Source organism: Vibrio pomeroyi, from assembly GCA_041879425.1.
Lineage (GTDB): Bacteria > Pseudomonadota > Gammaproteobacteria > Enterobacterales > Vibrionaceae > Vibrio > Vibrio pomeroyi_A.
Window position 1 is genome coordinate 2,822,862 of the sequence record CP090854.1, and the last position, 26,458, is coordinate 2,849,319.

Annotated in this window: 21 protein-coding genes; 11 read left to right on the forward strand and 10 right to left on the reverse strand. The window is 44.9% G+C overall.

Features of this window, described 5'->3' with window-relative positions:
* Positions 1-143: 143 nt before the first annotated feature.
* Positions 144-1,394: a serine hydroxymethyltransferase gene (locus L0992_12335; GenBank protein ID XGB66501.1), complete on the reverse strand. Its 1,251-nt coding sequence runs from the start codon at positions 1,392-1,394 to the stop codon at positions 144-146.
* Positions 1,395-1,741: 347 nt separating this feature from the next.
* Here L0992_12335 and L0992_12340 point away from each other — a divergent pair, with 347 nt between their 5' ends.
* The 3 genes from L0992_12340 to L0992_12350 all read left to right on the forward strand — a co-directional run bounded on the left by L0992_12340 (position 1,742) and on the right by L0992_12350 (position 4,996).
* Positions 1,742-2,344, forward strand: a complete 603-nt coding sequence (locus tag L0992_12340) for a YitT family protein (protein ID XGB66502.1) — start codon at positions 1,742-1,744, stop codon at positions 2,342-2,344.
* Positions 2,345-2,433: 89 nt separating this feature from the next.
* A complete protein-coding gene (locus L0992_12345) occupies positions 2,434-3,942 on the forward strand; it encodes a winged helix-turn-helix domain-containing protein (protein XGB66503.1) in 1,509 nt (502 codons plus the stop codon).
* A gap of 145 nt (positions 3,943-4,087) precedes the next feature.
* Positions 4,088-4,996, forward strand: coding sequence for a hypothetical protein (locus L0992_12350; protein ID XGB66504.1), 909 nt, complete (start codon positions 4,088-4,090; stop codon positions 4,994-4,996).
* A gap of 144 nt (positions 4,997-5,140) precedes the next feature.
* On the opposite strand, the gene treC is transcribed toward L0992_12350, so the two are convergent.
* From treC to gmhB, 5 genes are all read right to left on the reverse strand, one after another.
* Complete coding sequence (gene treC, locus L0992_12355; protein ID XGB66505.1) at positions 5,141-6,826, reverse strand: alpha,alpha-phosphotrehalase; 1,686 nt, start codon at positions 6,824-6,826, stop codon at positions 5,141-5,143.
* A gap of 141 nt (positions 6,827-6,967) precedes the next feature.
* The gene (treB, locus tag L0992_12360; protein XGB66506.1) at positions 6,968-8,392 is read right to left on the reverse strand and encodes a PTS trehalose transporter subunit IIBC; all 1,425 of its coding nucleotides are present in this window, start codon (positions 8,390-8,392) and stop codon (positions 6,968-6,970) included.
* A 205-nt stretch (positions 8,393-8,597) separates the two neighbouring features.
* The gene (treR, locus tag L0992_12365) at positions 8,598-9,542 is read right to left on the reverse strand and encodes a trehalose operon repressor TreR (GenBank protein XGB66507.1); all 945 of its coding nucleotides are present in this window, start codon (positions 9,540-9,542) and stop codon (positions 8,598-8,600) included.
* 91 nt (positions 9,543-9,633) lie between these two features.
* On the reverse strand, positions 9,634-9,969 hold the full coding sequence (locus tag L0992_12370; GenBank protein XGB66508.1) for an MliC family protein: 336 nt from the start codon (positions 9,967-9,969) through the stop codon (positions 9,634-9,636).
* A gap of 117 nt (positions 9,970-10,086) precedes the next feature.
* A complete protein-coding gene (gene gmhB / locus L0992_12375) occupies positions 10,087-10,671 on the reverse strand; it encodes a D-glycero-beta-D-manno-heptose 1,7-bisphosphate 7-phosphatase (GenBank protein ID XGB66509.1) in 585 nt (194 codons plus the stop codon).
* A gap of 207 nt (positions 10,672-10,878) precedes the next feature.
* Here gmhB and metN point away from each other — a divergent pair, with 207 nt between their 5' ends.
* The 3 genes from metN to L0992_12390 all read left to right on the forward strand — a co-directional run bounded on the left by metN (position 10,879) and on the right by L0992_12390 (position 13,477).
* Entirely contained in the window at positions 10,879-11,913 is a 1,035-nt protein-coding gene (gene metN / locus L0992_12380) for a methionine ABC transporter ATP-binding protein MetN (protein ID XGB66510.1), read from the forward strand.
* Positions 11,903-12,586: an ABC transporter permease gene (locus L0992_12385; GenBank protein XGB66511.1), complete on the forward strand. Its 684-nt coding sequence runs from the start codon at positions 11,903-11,905 to the stop codon at positions 12,584-12,586. Before metN ends, L0992_12385 begins: the two co-directional genes overlap by 11 nt.
* A gap of 81 nt (positions 12,587-12,667) precedes the next feature.
* Positions 12,668-13,477, forward strand: coding sequence for a MetQ/NlpA family lipoprotein (locus L0992_12390; GenBank protein XGB66512.1), 810 nt, complete (start codon positions 12,668-12,670; stop codon positions 13,475-13,477).
* Positions 13,478-13,586: 109 nt separating this feature from the next.
* Here L0992_12390 and L0992_12395 read toward each other — a convergent pair whose 3' ends face one another.
* From L0992_12395 to syd, 3 genes are all read right to left on the reverse strand, one after another.
* Positions 13,587-14,792, reverse strand: coding sequence for a carbohydrate porin (locus L0992_12395; protein XGB66513.1), 1,206 nt, complete (start codon positions 14,790-14,792; stop codon positions 13,587-13,589).
* Positions 14,793-15,192: 400 nt separating this feature from the next.
* Complete coding sequence (locus L0992_12400) at positions 15,193-15,969, reverse strand: Zn-ribbon-containing protein (GenBank protein ID XGB66514.1); 777 nt, start codon at positions 15,967-15,969, stop codon at positions 15,193-15,195.
* Positions 15,970-15,973: 4 nt separating this feature from the next.
* On the reverse strand, positions 15,974-16,519 hold the full coding sequence (gene syd, locus L0992_12405; GenBank protein XGB66515.1) for a SecY-interacting protein: 546 nt from the start codon (positions 16,517-16,519) through the stop codon (positions 15,974-15,976).
* A gap of 131 nt (positions 16,520-16,650) precedes the next feature.
* On the opposite strand from syd, the gene queF reads away from it, so the two are divergent.
* The 5 genes from queF to xni all read left to right on the forward strand — a co-directional run bounded on the left by queF (position 16,651) and on the right by xni (position 24,153).
* A complete protein-coding gene (gene queF / locus L0992_12410; protein XGB66516.1) occupies positions 16,651-17,496 on the forward strand; it encodes an NADPH-dependent 7-cyano-7-deazaguanine reductase QueF in 846 nt (281 codons plus the stop codon).
* 54 nt (positions 17,497-17,550) lie between these two features.
* Complete coding sequence (locus L0992_12415) at positions 17,551-19,809, forward strand: tetratricopeptide repeat protein (GenBank protein ID XGB66517.1); 2,259 nt, start codon at positions 17,551-17,553, stop codon at positions 19,807-19,809.
* Positions 19,810-19,927: 118 nt separating this feature from the next.
* On the forward strand, positions 19,928-21,493 hold the full coding sequence (locus L0992_12420) for a GGDEF domain-containing protein (protein XGB66518.1): 1,566 nt from the start codon (positions 19,928-19,930) through the stop codon (positions 21,491-21,493).
* A gap of 331 nt (positions 21,494-21,824) precedes the next feature.
* Complete coding sequence (ppnN, locus tag L0992_12425; GenBank protein XGB66519.1) at positions 21,825-23,189, forward strand: nucleotide 5'-monophosphate nucleosidase PpnN; 1,365 nt, start codon at positions 21,825-21,827, stop codon at positions 23,187-23,189.
* Positions 23,190-23,379: 190 nt separating this feature from the next.
* Entirely contained in the window at positions 23,380-24,153 is a 774-nt protein-coding gene (gene xni / locus L0992_12430; GenBank protein ID XGB66520.1) for a flap endonuclease Xni, read from the forward strand.
* A gap of 113 nt (positions 24,154-24,266) precedes the next feature.
* Here xni and L0992_12435 read toward each other — a convergent pair whose 3' ends face one another.
* Entirely contained in the window at positions 24,267-26,297 is a 2,031-nt protein-coding gene (locus L0992_12435) for a TonB-dependent receptor (GenBank protein ID XGB66521.1), read from the reverse strand.
* Positions 26,298-26,458 lie beyond the last annotated feature (161 nt).

Consider the following 26,458-nt stretch of genomic DNA (forward strand, 5'->3'; position numbering starts at 1 on the left):
TTTCCCTAAAACAAAAGAGACTCAATGAGCCCCTTTAAAAGTATTTTTCAAAGTAGTCGTTTGAAATTCTAGGAGAGCACGCGGAGCTTACGGATGTAAGTGAGCATGCTCGACAACGAAGTTCAAATTACTACGAAGAAAAATTAAGCGTAAACCGGTAGACGCTTACAGATATTTAGTACTTTTGCTTTAGTCGCTTCGATAACAGACTCATCGCCCATGTTATCTAGAATGTCACAGATCCAACCCGCTAGCTCTTTCGCGTCTGCTTCTGAGAAACCGCGACGAGTAATAGAAGGAGAACCAATACGGATACCTGAAGTAACGAACGGACTACGTGGATCATTTGGTACTGAGTTCTTGTTCACAGTGATGTTCGCTGCACCTAGTGCTGCATCAGCCTCTTTACCTGTGATGTCCTTGTCGATTAGGTCAACTAGGAACAGGTGGTTCTCTGTAGAACCTGAAACGATGTTGTAACCACGTGCTAGGAATTCAGCAACCATTGCTTTTGCGTTAGCAACTACGCGAGCTTGGTATTCTTTGAACTCTGGCTCTAGAGCTTCTTTGAACGCTACTGCTTTACCAGCGATAACGTGCATTAGAGGACCACCTTGGCCGCCTGGGAATACTGCTGAGTTTAGTTTCTTGTAAAGATCTTCGCCTTCGTTAGAAAGGATTAGACCACCACGAGGACCAGCAAGCGTTTTGTGCGTCGTTGTAGTTACTACGTGAGCGTGTGGAACTGGGTTCGGGTAAACACCTGCAGCGATTAGACCTGCTACGTGAGCCATATCTACGAACAGGTAAGCACCTACTTTGTCAGCGATTTCACGCATGCGCTTCCAATCACAGATTTGAGAGTAAGCAGAGAAACCACCGATGATCATTTTAGGCTTGTTCTCGATAGCCAGCTTTTCCATCTCTTCGTAATCGATTTGACCCGCTTCATCGATACCGTAAGGGATGATGTTGTAAAGCTTACCAGAGAAGTTTACTGGAGAACCATGAGTTAGGTGACCACCGTGCGCTAGGCTCATACCTAGAACAGTATCGCCTGCATTTAGTAGTGCCATGTATACAGCGTTGTTTGCTTGAGAACCTGAGTGAGGCTGTACGTTTGCGTACTCTGCACCAAATAGTTCACATGCACGTTCAATTGCTAGAGTTTCAACTTTGTCTACGTACTCACAACCACCGTAGTAACGCTTGCCTGGGTAGCCTTCAGCGTATTTGTTTGTTAGCTGAGAACCTTGAGCTTCCATTACACGTGGGCTTGTGTAGTTTTCTGAAGCGATAAGTTCGATGTGCTCTTCCTGACGAAGAGTTTCTTCTTGGATAGCTGCGAATAGATCCGCATCGTAATCAGCAATGTTCATGTCACGCTTAAGCATCTGTATCTCCTGACTCAGATTGTACTGAAAGTTTCAAAAAAACCACACAACGACCGAAAGCAAACGTTTCCGTCACCGTTTTGATGTGACGCATTCTACATAATTTGATCTAGGTCATAAAGAGCTAATTGCAATTTTATCATGCAGTTTTTTCATAATCACAAATAAGATTCATCATGGTTATTAAGCTTATCCAACCAAAGATGACGCTTACTGTCAATTTTACGATTTACACCCTGTAAAACGCAGATTACATAGGTTTACCTTAATTTTGCCCCTCTAGCTACCGAAAGCTAAGGTTTTTCTCTACTATGCACACCTTTATTGGTTAGGTAATTATAAAAACGATGGAAAAACACTCACGTAAAGAAGATTGGGTAGCAATCCTCACTGGCACGTTTTTAGTGGCGTTAGGCGTCTTCTTTTTACAGTCAGCGAACCTGCTTACTGGTGGCACTACTGGCTTGGCTCTGCTTTTGAGTCAATTTATGCCGGTAACCTTTGGTATTTTGTACTTTATTGCTAATTGCCCATTCTACTTATTAGCATGGAAACGATTTGGCCGTCACTTCGCAATAAGCAGTGCCATATCAGGGGCTTTAGTGTCTGTGTTTGCCGATCATTTATACTTGGTGATTTCGTTAGAAGTTCATAATGAGATTTACTGTGCTGTTGCAGGCGGCCTGTTGATGGGCTTGGGTATGCTGATCTTATTCCGTCATCGCTCAAGCTTGGGCGGCTTCAACGTCTTGTGTTTGTTCATTCAAGATCGCTACGGTATCTCAGTGGGCAAAACCCAAATGGCTATTGATGCGTGTATTTTGTTTGCATCATTCTTCTTCGTATCGCCTTGGGTGATTGCGGTTTCTGTATTAGGCACTGCGGTATTGAACATCGTATTAGCGATGAATCACAAGCCTACGCGTTATTCAGTGAACTACGCGTCTTAGCGCCAGCTATCCAACCAATGAATTACTAGCTGTTTTTCATAACAAAAACAGCTAGTATTTAGCTTTTATAAGCTACCCTCTCTTTTCTTATGCAAGATTACCTCTCTAGTGCCAAAGACACTCAAACCTCGATCTCTATTGAAGGTTTAGAATTCAACCCCGCGACACGTGTCTTAAGTTGCAACGAGCAGGTCATCGATCTAGAACCTCGTTCTATTGAATTACTCGAACTGTTTCTGACTAGCGTGGGTGAACCGCTCGCAGCTGAGCAGATCATAGAGTCGGTTTGGCAAAGTAACTTCATCTCGAAGAATGTGCTTACTAACAGGATCAGCACACTGCGCTCTGTGCTGCAGAAGTACTTACCAGAAAGTGATGCGACTAAGATCTTGGTCACCTACCCACGCAAAGGGTACTTCCTTAACCCTAGCTCTGTGAGTTTGGCCAATGCACAGCCCGAAACCCTTGAGGTAACTGAACAGCCTCAACCAAGTAACAAGACATCACCGTTTAATCTTTTGTTACTGTCACTCTCTGTTGTGTTGCTGATAAGCACTGCGACTTTAGGCTATATGTTTTGGCATTCTTCAAACCAAGCCTCAGAGCTTGAACGCACACAAAGGCTGATTCCTAAGGTCGAGCTACTGCTAAACCGTATCGATGCCATTGGAGACAATGCGAGAACGCATCGCAAAGCCGTTAAAGCGTTGCTGCTTCAACAACAAATTGAATACGCTTATACCGATTTAGCGAATCAAGACGCACCAAGTTACTTCGTAGACCCAATAGACAGCACGCCCTTCTTTCCGGGTGCCAAAAACATGCGCACCAGTGATTACCTGCTCAATATTCAATTGAAAGATCAGGAAGTAGATACACGCCTTGCGGCTAAAGTCAGCCTTATTTATCCAAGTTCAGGCAAACTTGCTTTCCGCGGTGTCTACTCAATAGAGATTGATAACCTCAGTGAAGACTTAATGGAGATAAATAGAGAGCTAGCGAACTATTTCGCTTTGCCTGCTCCCCTATCACCAGAGTGGTCTGTCAGTGATAAAGAGCTGAGCCGCTTGCTTGACGGGCAAACAATGAAACTTGATAGCGTGCCACTCAACGTGATGACTTCAACCTTGCTTGCTCGACAACTGGCTCTGTTTGAGACTGACCACCAGCGTCTTATTAGCTTCACTAGCCTGGTACAAACGCGTTTTAAGTTGATTCCCGACGAGCTAAAACTCTGGCTTGGGATTATTCACTTCAAGTTAAGAGACCTGCAAACCGCGAAGGAATTTCTGACCAATACGGCGGGCAACTCGACCATTGAGAACGCACTTGTCTATATGATGATTTCCCATATTGCTTACAAGCAAGGGGACATGGATAAGTTTCGCCTCAACTACATGGAATCCTTAGTCGCGTTATTGCGAGTGGTTCCTTCTGAAGAGTTGTTTGCTCGCTTATCCAAACCTGAGTCGAAATCGACCTGTCTCCAGCCTTGGAAAAATCTAAAATTGAGCATCAAAGAGCCACTTATTATTAAGCAGTGGGAAAACCTAATGCTTAACTACTGCACGAATGTCGGTCATCAACTTTCCGAATAAAGAAATATAAAACATTTAAAAACAAAAGCTTAAATATAAATTAAGATCTTATGTATCTTCATTTTTTGCCCTATTAACTCTCTCACCAATAGCATTCCTAAAAACATCAGGCCGCTCTAGGCCAACTATATTAGGAATGCTCAACATGAAAAAATCCATGACGCTGCTTGCGACTTCTCTCTTTGCTCTTTATGGCTGTGGCGGCGGAGGTGGCTCTTCTTCAGGTTCAACAGATGGTAACAAAGGTCCAAGTAATCAGGTGGATTACCCAATTGCGAGCTCTATATTTGCCCCTAAACCAGAAACAACATTGAGCTACTCATTTACCAAAGATGGTCAGACTGAAGGCGTGATGACAATGAACTTCACTCCTTTAAGCGGTGAACTCATCATTGCAGGGTTAGAAGAGGAGACAGGCAATGAAGCAGTAGTGCAAGTTATCAATGACCTAATCAACTACGGCATCACCGAATTTTATGTTTCTGAAGACATCATGACGAATGTTGAAGGTACAGAAGAAGGCGGCAGCATTTATTTTTCAGGCCCTGACCGCGGTCTACACGAAATCACCAATACCTACTTTATTGGTAGCCAATACATCACAACCGTTATGCACAGCAGCCCTCTTTTCCGTTTAAAAGGTGCTGACGTAAAAGAGAGTAACCCAATCATTGATATCAGTAAGGAAACCGTTTCATTACAAATGACGTTAGATGGTGAAGCTGTCGCTAACATGCTGAATGACTTTGAAGACCACTCGTGGGTCTCAAGCCTTCCAACGAATGCGTCATGCCGAGTCACATGGCAACAACATATTGAAGAAACAGGCGTACGTAAGAGTTTCAAAATCTCTGATAAATCAATCGAAGCGGCTAACCTTACAGAGAAAAACACCTACTACATCAACTGTGAAGGCATGGATTCGGCAGAATTTGGCACATCATCAGAGCGCTGGTTCAACCCAAGCATCGGCTTAATTGAACAGATTGAGTTGATGTCTGTAGAACAATCTACGATCGATGAATCAGCAGCGGTACTGACTTCGATTAGCTAGCCCTGACTTAGATTCACTGAACCTGAGCGTAGCAGCTGACTAACCACAAGCAATAAAAAAGGCTTTGGGGAGCACTCCAAAGCCTTTGTAGAAGCCTAATCCTTTAAGGGGGATAAGAATTAGGCTTATTGAAGTGAAACAAGGTTAACCTTCAATCAAGAGAATGCGCGTCTCATAAGGTCGTAGCACTTGGTAGTGAGACTTAACTGAGCTCTCGCTCACATGATAATTGGACAACAGGCTCTTAGCCTTCATCATCTCAAAACGCTCAGGTAAAACGCATTCCGCTTCTTCACCGTAGTAGTTGTTAATACAAACCAAAGTCTGGTTATCACTTTCGCGAGAATACGCAAATACCGATGGGTGTTCAGGCAACAAATCTTGATAACTACCATGAGTAATCGCTGGCACTTCTTTACGTAACTCAATCAAGCTCTTGTAGAAGTAAAATACAGAGTCTTTGTCTTCCAGCGCTTGCTCAGCATTGATCTCAGTATAGTTATTTGCAACATCTAGCCACGGCTGAGCTTGCGAGAAACCAGCATGCGCTTCGCTGTTCCACTGCATCGGCGTGCGAGAGTTATCACGAGATTTCTGCGCCAGAATCGCCATCATATCTTGATGCGCCACACCATCACGGTTCACCATGATGTCGTACATGTTGGTGCTCTCGACATCACGATACTGGCTGATCTCTGTGTAACCTGGGTTGGTCATGCCAATCTCTTCACCTTGATAGATATACGGCGTACCTTGCATCATGTGGACAGACGCAGCCAACATCTTGGCCGACTCAACACGATACTGCTGATCATCACCTAAGCGGCTCACCACTCGCGGTTGGTCGTGGTTACACCAGAACAATGCCCCCCACCCCTTGCAGTTCAAGCCTGTTTGCCAATGATTGAAGATCGACTTGAGCTGTAAGAAATCAAACGGCGCATTAGTCCACTTCTCGCCATTGGTGTAATCCACCTTAAGGTGGTGAAAGTTAAATACCATCGATAACTCGCTGTTATCAATGTTTGAGTACTGCTGGCAATGCTCGAGTGTCGTTGAAGACATCTCGCCTACTGTCACGCTGCCGTATTTCTGGAATACCGCTTCGCTGATCTCTTTCAGGTATTCGTGCACACGTGGGCCATCAGTGTAAAAACGACGACCATCACCGATATCATCGTTAGGGAAATCTTGCTGTTTCGAAATCAGGTTGATCACATCCAAGCGGAAGCCATCAACACCCTTCTCAGCCCAGAAGCTGATGACGTCTTTCACTTCTTCGCGTACAACCGGGTTCTCCCAGTTGAGGTCGGCCTGCTCTTTCGCGAATAGGTGTAGGAAATACTGCCCAGTCGCTTCATCCATTTCCCATGCATTACCACCGAACTTAGACTGCCAGTTGGTGGGAGCTTGACCGTTTACAGGATCTTTCCAGATGTAGTAGTCGCGGTATGGGCTGTTTTTGTCACCCAATGCAGACTGAAACCACGCATGTTCGGTTGAGGTGTGGTTTACCACGATATCCATTACGATACGGATACCACGTTGGTGCGCTTCAGCCAGCAATAGGTCGAAGTCTTCCATGGTGCCGAATTGCGGGTTAATCGCGTAGTAATCTGAAATATCGTAGCCGTTATCGATCATTGGGGATGCGTAAACTGGGGTTAACCAAATTGCATCCACACTCAAGTGTTTAAGATAATCCAGTTTTGAAATGATCCCTTTGATATCGCCAGTACCTTTACTTCCACTATCACAAAAGCTCTTTGGGTAGATTTGATAGATGGTTGCGGTTTTCCACCAACTTTCATCATGCTCAGTCATCGCCATCTCTAACACTCACTTACCAGAAAATATAAAATAAAAATCACCATGTGAATCATGGTCGAATAGCCGTTATAACTAAAAGAAAAAGCTATAACTAAGAGAAAAAGCGATGACTCACTTTGGAGTCATCGCTTATTTAATGCATTACGCGTTAGCGGTTTCTAGCTCGCCTTTCATCTGTGCTCGTTTATAGAAGAACAGTGTTAACGTGACGGGTAGTACAATCGCCACCAGCATCGCAATTAAGTAAACAGACCAATATTGCGGTTGAATCGATAAGATGCCCGGCAAGCCACCAACACCGATACCATTCGCCATCACACCGGCACTACCACAGATTGCTGCCGCTGCAGCACTGCCGATCATTGCGCTCAGCATTGGGAATTTATATTTAAGGTTGATGCCGTACATCGCTGGCTCTGTTACACCTAAGTAAGCAGAGATTGCTGCTGGAACCGAGATGTCTCGTTCACCTTCGCGTTTACTTAAGATGATGATGCCAACAACCGCTGAAGCTTGTGCGATATTTGATAGCGCAATCAAAGGCCAGATTGGTGTGCCGCCTAAGTCTTGCATCAGTTGTAGGTCGACTGCGTTGGTTGTGTGGTGAATACCTGTAATAACCAAAGGTGCGTATAGGAAGCCAAATACCACAGAGCCAAGAATCGCAAAGTCACCCGTCATTGCCGCTTTAGCCGCAAATGCCACGCCATCGCCTAACATACGGCCAAATGGACCAATGAAGGCATGAGCTAGAATCACTGACAAAATAATCGATACAAATGGCACGACAACAAGGTACAGATAAGAAGGAACAATACGCTTAAGGTTAGTCTCAATGAACGCCAGAGCCACACCCGCTAGCATCGCAGGGATCACCTGTGCCTGATAACCGACCTTCTCAATCACGAACAAGCCAAAGTCCCACACCTCAGGTACCGATTTACCTATCATGTACGCGTTCATCAACTGCGGAGAAACCAAGGTCACACCGAGCGTGATACCCAAAATAGGGGTTCCGCCGAGCTTCTTAACCGTCGCCCAACACACGCCAACCGGTAGGAAGAAGAAAATCGCTTCGCCAATCAGCCACAAGAAAGAGTGAACGGTTGCCCAAAATTGGCTGATTTCAACGAGGGTTTTGCCGTCGAACATGCGAATGTCGCCAATCACATTACGGAAACCAAGAATCAAACCACCAGTAATGATGGCAGGCAGCAGTGGTACGAAAATTTCGGCTAAATGGGAGATACCACGCTCAAGGAAGTTCATGTTCTGACGAGCAGCAAGCTTAGACTCATCTTTTGATGACGCCTCTTTACCCGTTTGCTCAATCAGAAGTGCGTACACTTCATCAACCTCTGTGCCAATCACGACTTGGAATTGACCTGCGTTCGTAAAGCAGCCTTTTACCAGCTTCAGCTTTTCTAGTTCTGCTTTGTTCGCTTGCTCTGTATCGTTCAATACAAAACGCAGTCGAGTCAGACAATGGCTGACACTCGCAATATTCTCTTTGCCACCGACTAACTCGATAAGACGCGCAACGTCTTGCTTCGCTATCTTACTCATACTACCCCACCCTGGTTTCATTCAATTACTCATCTAAACCATGTAGCAATAACCACTCAAGATTTAGATTTATGGGAACATTCCCAATCACGGTTATTATAATGCCCGCATGAATGATAAATTAAAATGGGAACAGTCCCATTAATTGAAAGAGATCACACTCTAATTTTAATCTAAGCGGCTCGATTTCGCTTAATTGAGTGGATTATAGAATCGGAGATTGGGTGTGATGAGAGATCTCTGAATTGCCTAAAAGCTGAGAGATCAATAGATTAGCCGCCAATTTACCTGCAGATTGATACCCAGGATCAATGCTAAAGACACGAGGGAACAAGAAAGAGAGAAGATCATTGCCACCAACGCCTGTTACAACCACATCTTCACGTTGTAGTTCTTGTAGACGCTTAATCACGCCAAGAGCCAATGTGTCACTGGCACAAACAAGTGCTTGAGTTGTAGGAGTCAGTACTTCATCCACCAGCTGATAAGCGCTTTCATGATGAAGCTGACCAGTACGATAGTTCGCAATCACTCCAGTGCTTTCGCACCAATCGAGATAAGCCTTAAGACGCAGCTCACCGGTTGATTTGTCGCTAGGATCAACACCAATAAAGCCGACATCGGAGATCCCCTGATCCGACAGATGCGCTAACGCACTATTGATCACCTGTTGGTTATCGTAGTTAATCGACGTTACGTTCTCGGTATCCAGAGCAATAACCACGGCCTTGTGCTCCCACGCTTCGATTGCGGGAATGTCACAATCCGTAAAGCCAAATACAATGATGCCATCCACATTACGACGCTTAAGAACCTGAAGGTGCTCGTTGGCTTTGTCTCTGTCGAGTTGGCTTTCCATGATCACCACATCGTAATCCGCTCGATACAATTCAGCTAGCATGGTGCTAACGGCTTTGTTTTCAGAGGGAGAATCTAAACGAGAGATGATCACGCCGATAACTTTTTGACTGCCACCACGCATAGACTGCGCTGACTTTGAAGGCGTGTACCCAGATTCTTGAATTACTCTTTCCACCCTTTCACGGGTTTCAGGTTTCACTTTAGGATCATTGGTCAGAACGCGAGATACGGTTGACTTACCAACACCGGACAGCTTAGCAATATCGAGAATAGTGAGTTTTTTGCTCATAAAAAGTCTAACGTTAAAGGGAAGAGAAGAAAAAGTGAGGGTAGGCTCCCTCACTTAACTGTTTGTAAATTATAGCAGTTCTTACTATGATTTACTTTTGGCAATTACGATAGACCACACGGCCAAGTTCGAGGCGTGCGTCGTCACCTTTAGTACGCAAAGTGATGCTGTTAATCATCTCAGAGGTGCCATCATCTAGGATGTATTTGGTTCCTGATCCTGCCGGTACCTGAGTCAATTGGTACTCGTTATCAGGTAAACGCAGTACTGCTTTTTCATTACTAAGGTAAGCCACATCAAACGAAACGTCAGACTCACATTGATAAGTCACGAATTGATTATCCGATGCTGCACTATCAGGGGCTGCTGATTTAGAGCACCCGACCAATGCTACCGTACATAGAGATGCTACCAACATAGCTTTCATACTTCGTTCCTCATCTTTATATAGTCAATGACACTTAGTTTAGACTCAGGTTAGAAAAACCTAATTGATAAGCAAGTGCCTAGTGATAGGTATATACCTTAGGTGGCAAATAAACGCTTAGCCTTTTAAGAAAGCAGGTACATCTTTAATGCTATCAAGTACCACACTAGCTAGCGCTTCACCCTTTTCAGTGATTGGCTTTCCGCTTCTTACCAATACTTTAGTGCCAACACCTGCGGCTTCTGCAGCTATCATGTCTTCAGCCTTATCGCCAATCATCACAGAGTTAGCCATATCAATCTTCAGAAAGTCGCGAGCAGAAATGAACATACCTGGCTTTGGCTTACGACATTCACAATCTTGCTTGTAGTCACCAATGCCGTGCTCAGCGTGGTGAGGGCAGTAATAAATGCCATCGAGCTCGACACCGTTATCAACAAAGTTCCAATCCATCCACTGCGTTAAAGAAAGAAAACGGTCTTCGCTAAACATGCCACGAGCAATGCCTGACTGGTTAGTCACTAGCACCAATAAATAGCCCATATCTTTAAACGCTTTCGCCGCCTCAAACACACCGTCGATGTATTCAAAGTCATGCTCATCATGTACGTAGCCGTGATCAACGTTAATCACACCATCACGATCTAAAAAAACAGCAGGTTTAGACAAAATTTTGTTCTCTATCAACTCTCTATTAATCATTAATTATTACACGCTTTATTTGCTTCATCACTATCTATTTAGTTTTGCGTTCGTTAACGATTTGTTTCCAGCTTAGCCATACAATCGACGTTTAGCCGTCTAGACGTAAAAATATCTATTGACTTAGATCATAGAACACCATAGCATCGTCTGTAAATCGAGCGAGCTATCGACATATTATTCTGTTCTACCTGCACGGGTTTCTCTATGATTAAAGTGAATCAAGTCAACAAGGTTTTTTATCAAGGCACTAAAGAAATCAATGCCTTAATTGATATCAACCTCCACATTCCTCAAGGTCAAATCTTTGGAGTCATCGGCTCTTCAGGTGCAGGCAAAAGTACCCTAATCCGCTGTGTAAATATGTTGGAAGCTCCAACTTCAGGTGAAGTGATTGTTGACGGTATCGACCTGACAAAACTCAGCAAATCTGAACTTAGCGAAGCGCGCCGTAACATCGGCATGATTTTCCAGCACTTCAACCTGCTGTCTTCTCGTACTGTATTTAACAATGTAGCACTGCCTTTAGAACTTGCTGGTAAAGATAAAGCGATTATTGAAGCGAAAGTGAGTGAGTTACTTGAACTCGTTGGCTTGGCGGATAAACGTGATACTTACCCAGCAAACCTAAGTGGCGGTCAAAAGCAACGTGTTGCGATTGCTCGCGCACTGGCCTCAGACCCGAAAGTACTGCTGTGTGATGAAGCGACCAGCGCACTGGATCCTGCAACCACTCAATCGATTCTTGAGCTGCTGCGTGAAATCAACCGCAAGCTGAACATCACTATCCTGCTGATTACGCACGAGATGGATGTAGTGAAAAGTATTTGTCACGAAGTGGCGATCATTGGTGGTGGTGAATTGGTAGAGAAAGGCACAGTTGGTGACATCTTTGCTCACCCTAAGACTGAACTAGCGCATCAATTCATTCGTTCAACGCTGGATCTGACGATTCCTGAAGATTACCAAGCACGCTTGCAAGAGACTCGCGTAAACAGCAGCTACCCACTGGTACGCCTAGAGTTTACGGGCGCAACGGTTGATGCTCCGCTGATGACTCAGATTGCACGCAAATTCAATATCGATGTCAGCATTCTAAGCTCTGACCTTGATTACGCCGGCGGCGTGAAGTTCGGCATGATGGTTGCTGAACTGTTCGGTAATGAAGCAGATGATAATGCTGCTATCCAATTCTTACGCGACAACAATGTAAAAGTAGAGGTGCTTGGTTATGTCCTTTAGTTTCAACGAGATTGCTGACTGGATCAGCCTTAACGGTAACCTTCTATTAGGCGCAACAGGCGAAACGCTTTATATGGTTGCAGTTGCGGGCATTGTTGGCTTTGCTGTCGGTATTCCATTAGGCGTGATTCTACACACGACTAAAAAGGGTGGCCTGTTAGAGAACACCAAAGTAAACAAGATTCTAGGTGCGATTGTGAACGTGGGTCGTTCAGTACCTTTCTTAGTGTTGATGGTTGCGATTATCCCACTGACTAAGATGCTGATTGGTACTTTCATCGGTACAACAGCTGCGATTGTTCCACTGACAATTGGCGCTATCCCATTCGTGGCTCGACTTATCGAGAGTGCACTACTTGAAGTACCAACAGGTCTAGTGGAAGCAGCTCAATCGATGGGTGCAACACCAACACAAATCATCAATAAGGTTCTGCTTCCTGAAGCACTACCGACTATTATCAACTCAGTAACGATTACGCTAGTGACACTGGTGAGCTACTCGGCAATGGCAGGTACGGTTGGTGGCGGTGGTCTAGGTGATGTCGCGATTCGTTACGGATTCCACCGTTACGATGTGACCATCATGGCTGTAACGGTAGTGATGTTGATTGTGCTTGTACAAATTATTCAATCAATCGGTGATTCATTAGTTCGCCGCGTTGACCACAGATAAAGACTCAGCGTTAAAACGCAAACTCTCTAAGACAAGAGTCGTCTGAACCAAATTAAATAGATTTATTAAAAGGAGATTATTATGAAATTTAGCCTTAAAGGTTTACTTACTATCGCAGCAGCGGCATCAGCGCTAGTACTAGCAGGTTGTGGTGATAAAGAAGTGGATACTTCTAAAGTAAAAGTTGGCGTAATGGCAGGTGCTGAAGCTCAGGTTGCTGAAGTTGCAGCTAAAGTAGCAAAAGAGCAGTACGGCCTAGACGTTGAACTGGTTACTTTTACGGATTACGTAACACCAAACGCGGCACTGGATGATGGCTCTATCGACATCAACGCATTCCAACACGCACCGTACCTAGACCAGCAAGTGGCTGACCGTGGTTACAAACTGACTATCGCTGGTAACACGTTTGTTTACCCAATTGCTGGTTACTCTAAAGAAGTAAAATCTGTAGACGAAATCCAAGACGGTGCTCGTATTGCGGTACCAAACGATCCAACAAACCTAGGTCGTTCTCTACTGCTTCTTGAGCAACAAGGTCTTCTTGAGCTTCGTGAAGGTGCTGGTCTTCTAGCAACCGTTCGTGACATCGTCAAGAACCCTAAAAACCTAACGATTGTTGAACTAGACGCTGCACAACTGCCACGTTCTCTTGATGATGTAGCGCTTTCTATCATCAACACAACTTACGCAAGTTCTATCAACCTGACTCCACAAAAAGATGGCGTATTCGTTGAAGACAAAGATTCTCCTTACGTAAACCTAATCGTTTCTCGTGAAGACAACCTAAACGCTGAAAACGTACAGAACTTCGTTAAAGCTTACCAAACTGAAGAAGTGTACAACGCAGCTTCTGATATCTTCCAAGGTGGCGTAGTTAAAGGTTGGTAATCACCTAAACTGCAGCATTGTATAGATACCCGAAGGGGTTGACACAACGTCAGCCCCTTTTTTATTTACGGCAGTTTTTATGTACCGAATTTAGTTAGAAAGGCTCGGTTTACCACCAAGCTTCCACTTGCATACCAACACTCATTTCACTGTTCTTACCTTCACCGAAGGCATTATCGTTTTCCGCATCATTTAGGTAAGTCGCAAAAATACGAAATTCAGGACGTGACCAGAAACCCACTTGCGGAACCCAAGCCTGAGCGACGGTAAACTTACCACCCGCGCCGTCTTGGTTATCAATGGTTTCCACAAAGCCGCCAATTTCAAGAATGGTACGCATACGCTTGTCCCACTTATAAAGCGGACGGATTACTGCACTGAACGACTCATCATCACTGTTATTCGCACCAACACCCGATGACGCCGCATAACGAACCGTGTGGCCAAATTCGATGTTCTCACCAATCGCAAGCACACCCCAGTTAATCAATCGGAAGCCATCCGCATCGTTGTTATTTGCATCACGAACGATACCCTTACCTGTACCAAAGGTTGTCATCTGCTCGGCATAACCAGAGTTAGCCACTTGGAGAATGGTTTTGTTGAAACCACCCGCTAGGTTTTGATTTAGGCTGGCTGTCAGCATCACGCTATCATCTGCGTCCACCGTTTGACCCTGCTTTTCATTGGCAAAGTTCATATCAATACCGACCTCAAGATCCGCATTGTTCCACAATGGAATACCCGCATAACGTATATCCGCAATCATGGCTGTGGTCTCTTTGCCATCAAACACATCGCCTATCACTGTGTCTTGAATCAAAGCCACCGATAATTTACCTGGTCCCATATTGATGTGTTCAACACCCGCACCAATACCGCTCACATCCCAGTAGTAGTTATCAACGATGTGTACATCATGACGTTGGTAATAGCGCTCACCCGCCCAAATGCCAATATCTTTGTCTTCAAAAAGCCCTACCGCTTGAACATTGAGCTGAACTACATCAACGCTTTTATCCGCGGCGTTCTCATCTTGGCCTTGCCAGTACGACAACATGGAATCAACTAAAAATGAAACGTCGTCCTCAGCATACACTTCTTTTCTAAAACCAAACTCGCCATACAGGTCATTTTCGTTGCCGAGTCGTCCAACTTTACTCACCTCCCATTTACTATTTGAACCGCCTTCATTACTCAGGCCAACGCCGCCGCGCATGTAGCCATTAAACTCCAATGGCGTGGTTTCATCAGCGTATAAATTAGGTGCAAGTAAAGCAGTAGAGAGTGCAGCAGCAATAGGTAACAGTTTCATCGTCCATTCCTTTAAGATCTAGAATTACGTTATTTTTATAAATGGGAACATTCCCATGGGATCGATCCCATTTATATTGAGAGGAATATAAATTGAAAGGGAACTGATTGATTACTGTGATCCAGTTAACTATTGAAATAATCAAAAGTTGATGGGTGTGGAATTATTCTGGTGAATGTATGGAGACTACAGAGAGACATACAGCACAGAATGTGTGCATTTAAGAGCTGAATAGGTTCGACAATATTGGCAAAGCCCAATACTGATTAATGCTCGATATGGAGGTCAAAGAAAGAGAAAGAGAAACAGACGAGAAGCTAGCAGGGAGAAAACAGAGGTATAAGTATCGAAGTATTGACTAACACTTCGATACCTTGAATCGATAATTAAGCTTTACGGATTACTTAAGATGATCCCAAGAGATGTTTGATACCAGACGGCAGTCATCACACTTGAAATAGAAAATATCGTGGATCGGCGCATCTAGCAGCCATTCGCCACCACATTGAGGACATTTACGCTCTTTTTCAGCTTTTAAGCTGATGCCACCCACGCGGTACAAGTAGTAATAAGTCGGGATCTTCGTAAGATATTCAATGCGTCCTCTTAAGCCCCAACCGCGTTTGAACAACACGCTTTTGGTATCGCTGATCTCAGTCAGAGTTGCGTGTTCAGCACGACAGCCACCACCCATTTGGACTTCATCACAGGCTTGCCATTCAGTCTGCCATTTCAACACGGCTTTATGGTCACCATTGAAGGTTGGCGGGTTGCGGTACAGAGGGATCGGTAACAAGCTGTCGCCACTACGTAGCGGTGAACAGGTATGAACGAACGTCGTGTACAATACCTGCCAGCTAGGCGCTTCGTCTTCAGCCACTTCTTCAGAGTTCAGGTCTCGGCCAAGCAAACGCATTTTAGGCGCAAGCAGGCTCGCGTTAGACAAGCGATCAAAACACACTTTTACGAAATCTGAGTGGTTACGCGGATGTAAGCTGTCTTGCTCAGGGCAGACAACACGAACATAAAACTCACCGTCCCCCATCACGATAGGAAACTCTCGACCCAGCACCTGTCCGTTATAACGAAGTGCATCCATTAAGCCATTAACAGCCTTGTCGACAGCGCTTACCGTTGTGTTATCAAAACACTCAAATTGAAGTTCTAGTACGTACATCTATTTATACCGCTGGTTGTAGCTTTTCTAAAAATTCTGCCAATGTCTCGGCTAGTACATCACGATTTTTGGTGCCTAAGCGCTCTAAAATCACGTTGCCCGTTAGGTTACATATAGAGATAACATCTAGCTCTGCATCAGTCGCGGCGATAAAAACCGTAGGCTTTAGCTTTAAGCGACGTTGAGTCACAAGGTGACCTAAGATGTTTTCTTGTAGGCATTCGAAGTCTTCATCACTCCAAATCTGTAATAGAGTCAGTTCATTACCGTCGAAGGTCGCGTTCATGTCTGCGCTGTATTGCGCACCGTAGAAGGTTTTTATGTCTTCGTGCAGCGTCAACTCAATGCCCGTTTCTACGTTGGTGAAATCCGCGAATTGCTCACGTGGATAGTGCTTCCATAACACGGCATCGCCGCTCTTTTCTTCTACACATGGCGATACCACGTCCACCAACTCCTCATTGCGAGGTAAGCTTTGGTGTTGCTGTTGCCACGCGTCAACGTATCGCTGACTAAAAGAAAGTAGTGCGTCTTGAGCACGTTGAGTCATGAAAATCTCCTAAACACAAAATAATAAATAGAATCCGAGCCCTTTCCGTGTCGATTAGGCGATGACTTAATGACAGGGTAATGGGGATTCAGTAAAATCGACCCCATTCTAATCGAATTTGAAACGAAAGTATGAGCAAATATTCTGACGCAAAAGAGCTAGCGGGTTTAACCCTAGGCCAAAAAACTGAGTACTCTAACCAATACGATGCAAGTTTATTGCAACCAGTACCTCGTAGCTTGAATCGTGATGATCTTGCGCTAAACGGTGAACTGCCTTTTGTTGGTCATGATATTTGGACGATGTACGAACTTTCGTGGCTAAACACGAATGGCCTACCACAAGTCGCCGTGGGTGAAGTTTTCATCCCAGCAACGAGCCCAAACTTAATTGAATCAAAATCTTTCAAGCTGTACCTAAACAGCTACAACCAGACTCAATTCGAAAACTGGGAACAAGTAACTGAGCGACTGACCCAAGATTTGTCAGCATGTGCAGGCGAAACCGTCATTGTGAATGTAAACTCAGTAACCGACTACACCAACCAACCTATCGTAACGATGGAAGGCGAATGTATCGACAACCAAGACATCCAAATCACTAGCTACGACTTTGAAGCATCACTGCTTGAAGGCGCTGCTGGCGAACAGGAAGTAGAAGAAACACTGCACAGCCACCTATTGAAGTCGAACTGTTTGATCACCAACCAACCGGATTGGGGCAGCGTTGAGATCGCATATTCAGGTAAGCAAATTGACCGTGAAGCTCTGCTACGCTATTTAGTTTCTTTCCGTGAACACAACGAATTCCACGAACAATGTGTTGAACGTATCTTCACTGACATAATGAAATACTGTGGCCCATCGAAGCTAACCGTATTCGCACGTTACACGCGTCGTGGTGGTCTGGATATCAACCCATACCGTTCAACAGAGCAAGATAGACCAAGCCACAACAAGCGTATGGCTCGCCAATAATAGGCTCAAGACACACACTTATTGGAACTACCTCATCTTTAAAGGGACATTGAAATGCGTTGGTTATACGTCGTTAGCCTATTTATTTTAAGCTTAAGCACATCGGTTAATGCGTCGGTCTATTCATCGGCGCTGCTCAACGAAGCCAATAACTTGGTTGAGATCGAGCCGAGCCAAGCAAAACAAATGGCCAACAGCTACCTAACGCTTCGTGTCCTTTCTGATCAGCGCGAGAAAAGCCCTTCGGCGATTTCTCGCGAAGAGACAGACTCTTCGATTCGAACGCCAAACAGCAGCATCGATGCCTACAAGATCTTAGCGAAAGCCGAGTACAACCTTGGCAACATTCGTATTGCAATTCAGCACATCGACAAAGCCTCTGAGCTTGCGAAAACCTATAAGCTTGAGTACCTAAAACTGGATCTAGAGATCCTAAAAGTACGCTTACTTTGGCTAAGTGACCGAAAGTCAGCCAAAGCAAAGGCAGATCTTGCCAATATTGAAACAAACCTAGAATCGGTGAATAAAACCTTACGTCTGACGGAAGGTATTACCTATCGCTTGATCATGTTGAAAGCCGATATCGCCTCTTACGATAACAAGATCGATGAAGCGGAAAAGTTCTACCAAGAAGCAAAGACCTATCTCGACCAGCGTTACTCTGAAAAAGTGACCATCGACTACCACATCTCAGTTGGTGAGTTTTACCTGAACCACAAAGAGTACAACCACGCGCTATCTGAGTTGTTGTATGGCTATTGGAAGTCGGTAGAAGGCAACTTGAGCTCTCGTTTGGCTAAAGTAAACCGTCTACTGGCACAGCTTTTCTTTGAACGACAAGTATTAGATAAAGCACTAGAACACCTATCTCAAGCTGCTGATTTTTATGACAACTTTGAAAATTCCCCCGTATTAGCACAAGTGCTTAAAAAGATGGGTGATGTGTACTTCTTCCAAGGTAAATACAACCTTGCCTTAGTACACTTTTTCAATGTTCTGGATCACGAGAGTACCGACCGAGACATCTACCAAGTCATTGATATTCGTCTAAGTTTATCGGCAACCTACTTACGTCTTTATAACTACCCTCTTGCAGAGCAGTACCTAACCCGTGCCCTCGAACTGCTGGAGTACACTGACATTCCGAAACTGGAAGGCCGCGCTGCACTGCTATCGGCAGGTTTGGCTTATCACCTGCAAGAGAGCGAAGATGTCATCAAGCATGCGACACGTGCGCTTGAGATCTCGCGTCAGGTCGAGAACATGCGTTTATCGCAACGTTCATACTACTTACTATCTCTAGGTTATGAGCAAGCTGGTCGTCCGCAACAGGCGTTGGCTAACCTTAAGCAGTACAACAGTCTTGTCTCTTTAGAGCAGCAAAAACTCAACCGTGTTGGTGAAGATGCCTTCCGCCAACAGAAAGAGTTTGCCGAACAAACCCTACACTACGCTGGTCAGGCGCAAGAGCTAGAGAAATACAAACTGGAGCATCGCAAGTTCCAGAAGATATCGTTCGCCCTATTCTTGTTCAGTATTATCTTGTTCTTCTTTGTGCTGCGTCGCGGCTACATCATTCAAACCTTAGCCAAGGAAGTGGACTCGCTGCGCACCGATCTGTTTACGCACTCACGTTCAAAACTTCCGAACCTAAGAATGCTCAATGCGAAGCTTTCAAATTCATTAGAGCAAACAAGCCAAACCTTTGAGCAATGGCAGATGGGTGAATTGATTCATGAACCACTCAACGATCGTTTACGTTTCGTGATGATTGATTTGCCGTTCCTACGCAACATGTACACGCAAAATGGTTACAAAGCGGGTCTCGAGCTCGAAGACGCTTTTGGTGAGTTCTTAAAATCAAAGCTGGAAGGCCCTGCTCGTGTGTACCACTTCTCGGACGCCAACCTGCTTTATATCGAACCTAACTCAGACCGTGATTTGTCACCTGAGGCGATGTTCAAGAAGATTCAATCTTGGGTGAATAATTTCGAACCAGAACGCAACATCAATCGAACCGTTCGCATGGGCATCGCGGATTACCCATTCTTACCACGAGCTTACACCGCGATTAACGATCAAGAGCTGCTTGACGTGTTATTGATGTCGACCAACCTAGCGCGTGAGATAAGTCTCAAAGAGCGCAGCAGCCAGTGGGTATACCTCAAAGCTATCGACAATGCACCAGCGGCAAGCCTTGCAACCGGTAACATAAGAGAAGCGTGTAAACATGCGATTAATCAAGGGTTAATAAAAATACAATCGTCGTACCAGAATGAGGACAACATCAAAAAAATGCTAAAAGATGACTGATTTGCGAGCGGTTAAGACTTGCAAGTCGTGACCTTATTTTTAGTTTTGTTATTATCGATGTAACGGAATTTCATCAAAATGATCGAGATCGGTCTACGCGGCGCTAATTAATACATCTATGGGCATTCTTGAAAAAGACATTCAGGCGCAACTCCACCAGCTGAAATCTCAGTTGGAGCAGGTCCGTTTGACGCAAAGAGACACCTCGTTCAAATTTATTCGAGAACAGAAAGTTCTAAAGCGTATCGTCACATCTTTAAGTGATGCATGTGTTGGCAGTAACAGCCATTTAGATGAAAACCTCATTGCCCTTAGGGAAGAGCTAGAAAAGCAAAAAGACATTAGCTCAATGATCCCAAAGCTGGCAGTATTAGAAAGGATGCTTAAGCAGAAAACGTTGGCTATGGATAAACAGAACGGATATCTGGACGATAGCATTAAGCACAGTGGGGAAACGCTGCAACGCATCACTGGTTTACCAGCGCAGTTGAAACGCGACCTACGAAACTTACTTAGCTTCTCCGAATGCAATGGCAGTCAGAAAGTCGACCATGCCATGAAACTTCTCGGTATTTATGAGCGTGCCATAAAGATTATGGCGAACAACTCACGCACCCATTTTGCCGACGCTGCACAATCTCCAGAGCAAGAACTCCTTTCCGACCTATCAAACGAATTACAACATCTGATCACTGAACTCGACTTCGAAGGTGAATCGGGTGATCTGCTTACCGATATTCGAGCAAAACTACTGCTTGGTGTTTCCACACAAAACCTACTTGAGCTGACGCTTCAAATTCTCAAGCTGGTTATTGAAGGCACTAATCTAGAACGTAAAAAGTCTGAACAGTTTATTGATCAGCTTAACTCTTCACTTGCGTCTAGCATCAAAACCGCAGACCAAAATGCCGACCAGAGCCAAAGCTACTTCGAGCACCGCCAAGGTCTGAATTCAGAATTGAATGAGTTGGTTTCTAAAAGCCAAAGCTCAGTGGATAAAGCCACAGACGTCGATAACTTAAAGATGTCGATTAATCCCCTACTCAGTGAAATCGCCTCGCTTTCAGAGAGATTGAATCACGCGGAGCAGAAAGAACAAGCTCTAATAGAGAGAATGAGTTACGGCAAGACTCAGTTAGACTCGCTCTATGAAGTCACCCAAGATTACCGTAAGCGCTTGGAAGATCAGGCTCAGCGTATGCTGCTTGATCCTCTGACTAAGGTCTACAACCGTACCGCGTTTACCGATCGTTTAGAGCTTGAATACCGCCGCTGGATTCGCGCGCAGCACTCACTGCGTGTGGTACTGCTAGACATCGATAACTTCAAAGCCATTAACGATAGCTTTGGTTATACCGCAGGCGACAAGGCACTCAAGATCATCGCTAGAACCATCACCAAAGAAACCGGCACCACCGATACTGTGGCTCGCTTTTCTGGTGAAGAGTTTATCTTGTTGCTACCCGAGCAAACCGATGAATATTGCCATCAGGTGATTCAAAACATCCAGACTCAAGTTAGTCGCCTACCGTTTAAGTTCCGTGACCAACAAATCACGATTACCTTATGCGCTGCGAGTACTCAATTTAAAGAATCAGATACACCTGAAGAAGTGCTAGAGCGACTCAATAAGACGCTAAATAAAGCAAAACAGCGCGGTACTAACCAGTTGGTTTGGAACTAGACCTGCCCTAGATTTAATTTATTTCATTTTTTCAAATACTTATCACATACCATTTCCCTCAATGTTTGCTAAGCTAATGATTAACATTCGCTTAACAAGCATTCTTGGCAAGCAATGCTGTAAAGTCGCTCTTAAACCTATGTATAGTCGCTCTTAAGCCGATACATATGAGCTATTAAGCAAGTTTACAAAAGCCATTAAGCAACGCTGTCGTATCCGTTTCGTCTGGTTAACTCTCTCACCCTTAACCAAACACTTTCAACGTTTGCTTCTCACTCTCGAGCCAGAGGGTCACTTCAACGTCCCCTGCTCTTTTCAACAAGGAGGCACTATGATCACTCATATCAGCCCTGCCGGTAGCATGGATTTACTCTCTCAACTTGAGGTTGAGCGTCTTAAGAAAACCGCGTCTAGTGATCTGTACCAACTGTATCGTAACTGTACGTTAGCGGTACTCAACTCAGGTAGCCACACCGACAACTCCAAAGAGTTGCTCGACAAGTATCTGTCGTTCGATGTCGAAGTCGTCCGCCGTGAGCGTGGTATCAAGCTCGAACTGAGCAACCCACCTGAGCATGCCTTTGTCGATGGTGAAATCATCAAGGGCATCCAAGAACACCTATTTTCCGTGTTGCGTGACATTGTTTACGTCAACATGCACTTGGCTGATAACCAAAGGCTCAACCTTACCAACGCCACTCACATCACCAACTTAGTATTTGGTATTTTGAGAAACGCAGGCGCGCTGACTCCGGGCATCGAGCCAAACCTGATCGTTTGTTGGGGTGGTCACTCAATCAATGCCAGCGAATACCAATACACACGTGAAGTGGGTAATGAACTTGGCCTGCGTGAACTGAATATCTGTACGGGTTGCGGACCGGGCGCGATGGAAGGCCCAATGAAAGGTGCTGCAATCGGTCACGCAAAACAACGTTATACTGATCATCGTTATCTAGGGCTTACTGAGCCTTCGATCATTGCGGCTGAGCCACCAAACCCGATCGTGAATGAACTGGTGATCATGCCAGACATCGAGAAACGTCTCGAAGCCTTCGTTCGTATGGCGCATGGCATCATCATTTTCCCGGGCGGTCCAGGAACGGCCGAAGAGCTGCTGTACATCTTAGGGATCATGATGCACCCAAATAACGCTGAACAGCCAATGCCGATTGTGTTGACGGGTTCGAAAGAGAGCGAAGCTTACTTCCGTTCGATTGATAAGTTCATTGGCGAAACCTTAGGTCCTGATGCACAAAAACATTATGAGATCGTGATTGATGACCCAGCACGCGCAGCGAAGATTATGAAGCAAGCGATGCCAGATGTGCGCTCTCACCGTAAAGAGACTGGCGACGCGTACAGCTACAACTGGTCACTGCATATTGAGCCAGAGTTCCAACTGCCGTTCGATCCAACCCATGAGTCTATGGCGGCACTGGATCTTCATATGGACCAAAAAACAGAGAGCCTAGCAGCCAATTTACGTAAAGCGTTCTCTGGCATTGTTGCAGGTAACGTCAAAGCTGAAGGTATTCTAGAAATAGAAAAGCACGGCCCATTCATTATCGATGGCGACAAAGAGCTAATGACCAAAATGGACCAACTGCTGAATGACTTTGTTGAACAGCATCGAATGAAACTGCCGGGCGGTACTGACTATGTGCCTTGTTATAAAATTGCACCCAGTGATTAGGTACACTCATTTACTGGTTACCGAGTAAGTGATAACTAAGCAAGTTCTGACCAAGTAACTGATAACCAATTGGCAGGCATAAAGTTAATCAGGTTATGACGTTTACGTCGCTAACGTTTCAACTCATTAACTGATACGTTACTATAAGGGGCTAGCAGCCCCTTTTTTATTGCCTATTTAGTGGAAACTTATGTCTATCCATCTTGTTATTATCGATGCCTTAAACCTCATCCGACGCGTGCACTCTGTTCAGCCGGATCCAACCGATATAGCAAGAACCATCACCACGACAACTCGTACTCTCAATAAAATTCTTTCTGAGTCTAAGCCAACCCACATCATCGCGGTGTTTGATCATCACTTACAAGATCGAGGCTGGCGTGCTGAAGTACTGCCAGCTTATAAACAGAATCGTAAACCGATGCCAGAACCACTCATGCAAGGCCTTGATGCGATACAACAAGCTTGGTGGGAATTAGGTATTGACTCGTTACTGTCCGATGGTGATGAGGCGGATGATCTAGTGGCAACATTGGCAAAGAAAGTGGCTGATCACGGCGAAACCGTCACCATTATCTCTACAGATAAAGGCTACTGCCAACTGCTATCACCAACACTCCAGATCCGTGATTACTTCCAACATCGCTGGTTAGACAAACCCTTTATCGAAGCGGAGTTTGGTGTAAAGCCTGAGCAGCTTGCTGATTACTGGGGCTTAACCGGTGTCAGCTCTAGCCAAGTGCCGGGGATTCCAGGTGTCGGCCCGAAAGCGGCAAAAGAGATATTAACCACCTACCCAGATATTGAAAGCGCTTATCAAGCAGAAGACTTGCCGAAAAAATACCGCAAGAAGTTCGATGAACACATCGAGTCAGCTCGTTTATGTAAGCTGGTTTCAGCGCTGAAAACAGACATCGATTTAGGTTTTAACCTGCAAGATATTCGCTACGAAGCGAACGCTTAGCTCTCATATACAAGATCTCTATTTTCACAAAACCTCAGATACAGAAAAGCCTTAGTCGACACTAAGGCTTTTTGTTATTTACGGCGCCCGCCTAAGCGGACTCAATCGGATGATTAGAAGTTATAAGCGATAGAAGCTTTGAAGTTACGACCGGCTTCGTAGCTGGTGTACTTATCAGAGCCCCAAGAGATACCAAAGCCAGTGTGCTCTGCGTATTTTTTATCAAGTAGGTTATCGATACCGATGTTCATCTCTAGGTCTTTAGCAAACGTAGGGGTGTAAGCCGCCCAAATGTTGTGTGTTGCAAAACCAGCACGCTTCACTTGTTCACCATCTTCGTCCATGTAGTCATTACCCGGAACGAATCGAGAATCCCAACCAAACACAAACTCACTGTTTAGGCTGTAGTTGAAGCCCGCTTTGAAGTTGTGAATGCCTGTTTTGCTCATATGACTGGTCTTGCCATTTTCTAGATCTTTCTGGTCACCGTCTGAGTATGAGTGGTTCGCGTATACGCTTAGAGAATCTAGCTCGTAGCTCAATACTGTTTCCACACCCCACACTTCAACATCATACTGGTTTGCCAGTGTTGAGTTGTTCTTGGTTGGGTGCATTTGGTTATCAAGGTTGTAGGTGTAAGCCGTGAAACCTAAGATAGCGTAGTCAGCAGCAAGCAAGCGCGTCAGTTCATAATCAAAACCCGCTTCGTAGTTGTTACCCGTCATCGCCTTAGTATCAGACTGGTTAACATCAGGTGCCGCTTTCATCGTTAATGCTTCTGGCAATGACGCACCTTTAAACAGACGACCATAACCCACACGAAGTTTTAGGTTATCCGTGGTTTGGTATTCACCTTTGAATTTCGGAGACAACTGATCGAAATCACCATCGTAAACACCACCAAGTTTATGAACGTCGTAACGCAAACCTGTTGTTAAACGGAAATCGCTGAACTCATACATGTCTTGTAGGTAAAGGCCGTAAGCAGTGACCGTACCGCCATCCATGCCGTACTTCTTGGTTTCACCTTGCTTAGAACCGCTTTGGTAAACACCGTCACCCGCGTCAATCCACTGCTCAGCCTTATAACCATCAAGACCGTAAGTCAGCTCATGCTCGCCAACCCAAGAGATATTACGGATGTCACCACCAATGGTCGTCACATTGTATTCGCGATCAGGAATAGCAATCGTGCCATCTTTAATCCAGTTACCGTTCGCATCTTTATCCCAAGCCGTATCAACAAGCGCATCACGATCCATGTACTGACGGTTGTAGTAGATATTGGTTTTCAGATGTACCAAGTCACTACCTGCATCGTATTCGTGCTGTAGAGTCACAGTATCGCGGTTGAGCGAGTGGTAGTTGTGTTCATCATCAGCATACAGAGCACCGGCCTTCTCACCTGATAATTGACGCTTACCGCCATCGTTGTATCGGTTGAAAGTCAGCTTGAATTCGTTGGCATCATTGGGAATGAAAACAATCTTAGCCAAGCCAGATTTCAGTTCGCCCTGCTTTGAAGTCACCGCTTCCTGATCTGGGATATGCAGGTCGCCATCTTCTGAGTAGTTTGCAATACCCATGAACTGAAGCTTGTCGTTCACTTTTGCGTACACAGCAACGTTGGTTGCGAAACGTTCGTAAGCGGTTTGGTAGCTGGTTTTAACTCGAGCGCCAATGCTTTCACCCGGTTTAAGAAGGTCGCTTGGATCTTTAGTCTCGTAGCTAAACGAGCCATTAATCGCACCAGAACCAGACAGCGCAGAGTTACCACCTAGTTCAATTTCAGCACGCTTAAGCATGGCTGGGTCAATCGCCTGATCACCCGAGTGGTGGAACAGTTGGCCTTCTTGACGCGCACCATCAATGGTCACTACGGCAAATTTGTCTTCCATACCACGTACATACACTTTACGAGAGTAACGTGCGTTTCCGTCTACCGTTACGCTTGGCATAGTATTCAGAACGTCTTTAATGTCTGATGCTTGTTTCTTTTCAAGGGTGTCAGAGTTGATTTCAGTCTGAACAAGTTGATCAAGGGCAGAACCGATAACAACAACGGTTTCTTGTTCGTCAGCAGCAAGCGCTGTAAATGAAGTTAAGGCAACCGTAACGGCCACTGACAATGCTTTAAGTTTCATATTCTATTTTTATATTTTATAGATTCGAGTGAGGAGGCGTGAATATTACACAATTTGAATGATAATTCTTATCATTTACATTCTTTACTTACGTTCCCTTACTTTTAATAAAACAGAATTCGATTAGGATGTTCTGGCTGTAAAACTTACTTCGTTTTGCT

Coding starts and splice junctions, on each gene's coding strand:
- metN (XGB66510.1), top strand. CDS start 10,879: ATGATTAAAGTGAATCAAGTCAACAAGGTTTTTTATCAAGGCACTAAA.
- ppnN (XGB66519.1), top strand. CDS start 21,825: ATGATCACTCATATCAGCCCTGCCGGTAGCATGGATTTACTCTCTCAA.
- L0992_12420 (XGB66518.1), top strand. CDS start 19,928: ATGGGCATTCTTGAAAAAGACATTCAGGCGCAACTCCACCAGCTGAAA.
- L0992_12415 (XGB66517.1), top strand. CDS start 17,551: ATGCGTTGGTTATACGTCGTTAGCCTATTTATTTTAAGCTTAAGCACA.
- L0992_12390 (XGB66512.1), top strand. CDS start 12,668: ATGAAATTTAGCCTTAAAGGTTTACTTACTATCGCAGCAGCGGCATCA.
- gmhB (XGB66509.1), bottom strand. CDS start 10,671: ATGATTAATAGAGAGTTGATAGAGAACAAAATTTTGTCTAAACCTGCT.
- L0992_12370 (XGB66508.1), bottom strand. CDS start 9,969: ATGAAAGCTATGTTGGTAGCATCTCTATGTACGGTAGCATTGGTCGGG.
- queF (XGB66516.1), top strand. CDS start 16,651: ATGAGCAAATATTCTGACGCAAAAGAGCTAGCGGGTTTAACCCTAGGC.
- treC (XGB66505.1), bottom strand. CDS start 6,826: ATGGCGATGACTGAGCATGATGAAAGTTGGTGGAAAACCGCAACCATC.
- L0992_12345 (XGB66503.1), top strand. CDS start 2,434: ATGCAAGATTACCTCTCTAGTGCCAAAGACACTCAAACCTCGATCTCT.
- L0992_12340 (XGB66502.1), top strand. CDS start 1,742: ATGGAAAAACACTCACGTAAAGAAGATTGGGTAGCAATCCTCACTGGC.
- L0992_12400 (XGB66514.1), bottom strand. CDS start 15,969: ATGTACGTACTAGAACTTCAATTTGAGTGTTTTGATAACACAACGGTA.
- L0992_12395 (XGB66513.1), bottom strand. CDS start 14,792: ATGAAACTGTTACCTATTGCTGCTGCACTCTCTACTGCTTTACTTGCA.
- xni (XGB66520.1), top strand. CDS start 23,380: ATGTCTATCCATCTTGTTATTATCGATGCCTTAAACCTCATCCGACGC.
- L0992_12385 (XGB66511.1), top strand. CDS start 11,903: ATGTCCTTTAGTTTCAACGAGATTGCTGACTGGATCAGCCTTAACGGT.
- L0992_12335 (XGB66501.1), bottom strand. CDS start 1,394: ATGCTTAAGCGTGACATGAACATTGCTGATTACGATGCGGATCTATTC.
- syd (XGB66515.1), bottom strand. CDS start 16,519: ATGACTCAACGTGCTCAAGACGCACTACTTTCTTTTAGTCAGCGATAC.
- treR (XGB66507.1), bottom strand. CDS start 9,542: ATGAGCAAAAAACTCACTATTCTCGATATTGCTAAGCTGTCCGGTGTT.
- L0992_12435 (XGB66521.1), bottom strand. CDS start 26,297: ATGAAACTTAAAGCATTGTCAGTGGCCGTTACGGTTGCCTTAACTTCA.
- L0992_12350 (XGB66504.1), top strand. CDS start 4,088: ATGAAAAAATCCATGACGCTGCTTGCGACTTCTCTCTTTGCTCTTTAT.
- treB (XGB66506.1), bottom strand. CDS start 8,392: ATGAGTAAGATAGCGAAGCAAGACGTTGCGCGTCTTATCGAGTTAGTC.